Genomic DNA, 3,359 nt, shown 5'->3' with positions numbered 1-3,359 from the left:
AGCTAAGCGGAGTCGAACCGCTGACCACTTGAATGCCATTCAAGCGCTCTACCAGCTGAGCTATAGCCCCGGGGTCGTTTCGGGTTTCGCGCCCCGGCGTCGCCGCCGGTCCGGGAAGGCGCGGAACCTATTCAAACGATTGCGCACGATCAAGCCGCCTTGTTGCGGAATTTGACCGCGCGCAACTGTTCCCTAGCGTTCGTCGTCCTCGCCAGGCAGGCCGTCGATCTCGGTCTCGTCGAATTCGTCGTCTTCGTCGTCCTCCAGGAACGGCACGTCGGCGTCGTCTTCGAGATCCTCGTCGTCCTCGCTGAATTCGGTGAGGTCGTCCTCGGCGGCGGGCGCGACGCCGGGTTCGGCGTCCTCGTCGTCGTCGCTGATGATCACCGGATCGTCGATCGGCTCATCGATCTCCGGCGCGCTGACTTCCTCTTCTTCTTCCTCTTCGTCCTCCGCTTCGTCGGCGTCGGCGACGACCAGGTCTTCGGCCTCGTCGGGCTCAGGCGCCACGGCGCGGGTGCGCACCCGGCGGGTGCGGACCGCCTCGTCAGGGTCGAATTCGTTGGCGCACTTGGGGCAGACGGCGGGGCGTCGCCCGAGGTCGTAGAACTTGGCTTGGCAGTTCGGGCAGATCTGTTTGGTGCCCAGCTCGGGATTGGCCAAAGGCTATGACTTTCTCTGCGTCGGACTTGGAAGCGGGCTCCCTTGCCACGCGCGAACGCCACTGTCAAAAGCAATCCCCAAGCCATTTTAAGCCTTTCCGGAGGGCGTCTTCACCATGACGGCGGCAGGATTGACTGCGCGGCGCGCAGGCCCGCTCCGCGGCCGCATCAGGGCGCCCGGCGACAAGTCGATCTCGCACCGCGCCCTGATCCTCGGCGCGCTGGCCCAAGGGGTCACCGAGATCGAGGGCCTGCTCGAGGGCGAGGACGTGCTGCGCACCGCCCAGGCGATGGCCAGTTTCGGCGCCAAGGTCGAGCGACTGGGCGACGGGCGCTGGAAGATTGAAGGAAGAGGCGGGCTTGAGGAACCGGGCGACGTGGTCGACTGCGGCAACTCCGGCACCGGCGCGCGGCTGATCATGGGCGCGGCGGCGGGCTATGAACTCGCGGCGACCTTCACCGGCGACATGTCGCTGCGCGGCCGGCCGATGCGCCGGGTTCTGAACCCCTTGAGCGAAATGGGCACACGTTGGGCCGGGCGTTCGGGCGGGCGCTTGCCGCTGACCTTGCAAGGCGGAGCTCTGAAGCACCTCTCCTACCGGCTGCCGGAGCCATCGGCGCAGGTGAAGTCGGCGGTGCTGCTGGCCGGGTTGAACGCGGACGGCGGGGCCCAGGTGATCGAGCCGGAACCCACCCGCGACCACACCGAGCGGATGCTGCGGGCGTTCGGCGCGCGCATCGAGGTCGAGGACCGCCCCGACGGGCGCTACATCACTCTGCCGGGCGGCCAGGTGCTGACGGCGGCTAAGGTGCGGGTCCCGGGAGATCCGTCGTCGGCGGCGTTCCCGCTGGTCGCCGCCCTGGTCACGCCGGGGTCGGAGGTGACGGTGGAGGGCGTGCTGCTCAACACCCTGCGCACCGGCTTGTTCACGACGCTGCGCGAGATGGGTGCGGACCTGACGGTCTCCAACGCCCGCGAGGAAGGCGGCGAGCAGGTCGGCGACGTCACCGCCCGCCACTCGGCGCTGCGCGGCGTCGTCGTGCCGCCCGAACGGGCGCCGTCGATGATCGACGAGTACCCGATCCTGGCGGCGGCTGCGGCGTTCGCTGAAGGCCCCACCGCCATGCGCGGCATCGGCGAGCTGCGGGTCAAGGAGAGCGACCGTATCGCCTTGATGGCGGCGGGCCTGGCGGCCTGCGGCGCCCAGGTGGAAGAGGAGCCCGAAGGCCTGATCGTGGTCGGGGCGGCGCGCGCCAACCACGCGGTGGCCGGCGGTGCGCGGGTCACCACCCGCGGCGACCACCGGATCGCCATGTCGCACCTGGTGCTGGGGCTGGCCGCCGACGCGCCGGTCGAGGTGGACGAGCCCGGGATGATCGCCACCAGCTTCCCCGGCTTCGTCGAGCTGATGCGCGGGCTGGGCGGCGAGATCGAGGCGTGACCCCTCTCCCTCTCGCTTCGCGGGGGAGAGGAGCGCTATGACCAGCTTCGTCATCACCGTCGACGGACCGGCGGCGTCCGGCAAGGGCACGATCGCCAGCGCGCTGGGCGAGGCCTACGGCCTACCGGTGCTGGACTCTGGACTGCTGTACCGCGCCGTCGGCGTGCTGCTGGAGCGCGCGGGCGGCGACCTGGACGACCCGGCCGCAGCCGCCGCCCAGGCGCGCGCGCTGACGCCGGATGCGCTGTCCGATCCCGCCTTCCGCACCCGCCGCGCCGGTGAGGCCGCCAGCAGGGTCGCGGTTCACGCCCCGGTGCGCGCAGCCCTCCTGGCGCTGCAGCGCAGTTTCGCGGCCCAGGGCGGGGGCGCGGTGTTGGATGGGCGCGACATGGGCACGGTGATCGCGCCTGAGGCGCCGGCGAAACTGTATGTCACGGCCTCGCCTGAGGTGCGCGCCCAGCGCCGTCATCGACAGCTCGAAGCGCAGGGTGAAGGCGTCTCACTCGCGGACGTGCTGGCCGATATCAGGCTGCGCGACGAGCGGGACGGCGGGCGGGCGGCTTCGCCCATGCGGCCCGCCGACGACGCCGTCTTGCTGGACACCTCGGAAATGACTATAGAACAGGCCGCCGATGCGGCCCGCCGCATCGTAGAGGCGGCGCGCGCCGGCCGGGCCTGAACGGTCCACGGCAATCCCATCGCGCCTTTTCCTCGTACGGCTGCGGGCGACTTTTCTACGCGAAGACCTCCCTTCGACAGGGGCCGCGGTCCTCGCGCCTTCGGTTCAACCCCCAACAGACGCCGGGACTCCGACGCTGGATTCGCATGTGCGAGCCGGCCGGCCTCGCGTCATTCAGACCTGAAAGAGCCAAATGGCTGACGATCTAAGCCTCAATCCCTCGCGTGACGATTTCGCCGCGCTGCTCGACGAGTCCCTCGGCGGACGTGACTTCATGGAAGGCCAGGTGGTGCACGGCAAGGTCGTGGCCATCGAGAAGGACTTCGCGATCATCGACGTCGGCCTGAAGACCGAAGGCCGCGTGCAGATCAAGGAATTCGGCGTCGACGACGCCGGCAAGCCCACCCTGAAAGTCGGCGACGCCGTCGAGGTGTTCCTCGAGCGCGTCGAGAACGCCATGGGCGAGGCGGTCATCAGCCGCGACAAGGCCCGCCGCGAAGAGGCCTGGACGCGACTGGAAGGCGTCTATGAACGCAACGAACCAGTGGTCGGCGCGATCGTCGGCCGCGTGAAGGG

4 protein-coding genes are annotated in these 3,359 nt (G+C 69.7%); 3 read left to right on the top strand and 1 reads right to left on the bottom strand.

Features of this window, described 5'->3' with window-relative positions:
* Window positions 1-192: 192 nt before the first annotated feature.
* A complete protein-coding gene (locus Q8M88_RS17635; RefSeq protein WP_305598462.1) occupies window positions 193-663 on the bottom strand; it encodes a TIGR02300 family protein in 471 nt (156 codons plus the stop codon).
* 115 nt (window positions 664-778) lie between these two features.
* On the opposite strand from Q8M88_RS17635, the gene aroA reads away from it, so the two are divergent.
* The 3 genes from aroA to Q8M88_RS17620 all read left to right on the top strand — a co-directional run.
* Window positions 779-2,104 carry a 3-phosphoshikimate 1-carboxyvinyltransferase gene (aroA, locus tag Q8M88_RS17630; protein WP_305598461.1) on the top strand — a complete coding sequence of 442 codons (1,326 nt, stop codon included), beginning with the start codon at window positions 779-781 and terminating at the stop codon, window positions 2,102-2,104.
* Window positions 2,105-2,141: 37 nt separating this feature from the next.
* The gene (cmk, locus tag Q8M88_RS17625; protein WP_305598460.1) at window positions 2,142-2,783 is read left to right on the top strand and encodes a (d)CMP kinase; all 642 of its coding nucleotides are present in this window, start codon (window positions 2,142-2,144) and stop codon (window positions 2,781-2,783) included.
* Window positions 2,784-2,976: 193 nt separating this feature from the next.
* Window positions 2,977-3,359: S1 RNA-binding domain-containing protein (locus Q8M88_RS17620; protein WP_305598459.1), on the top strand; the 383-nt coding region annotated here is incomplete at its 3' end.

The sequence above is a fragment of the Phenylobacterium sp. genome, assembly GCF_030693805.1.
Lineage (GTDB): Bacteria > Pseudomonadota > Alphaproteobacteria > Caulobacterales > Caulobacteraceae > Phenylobacterium.
The sequence above is the reverse complement of the archived record's forward strand: the minus strand, read 5'-3'. Positions and strand labels throughout refer to the sequence as shown.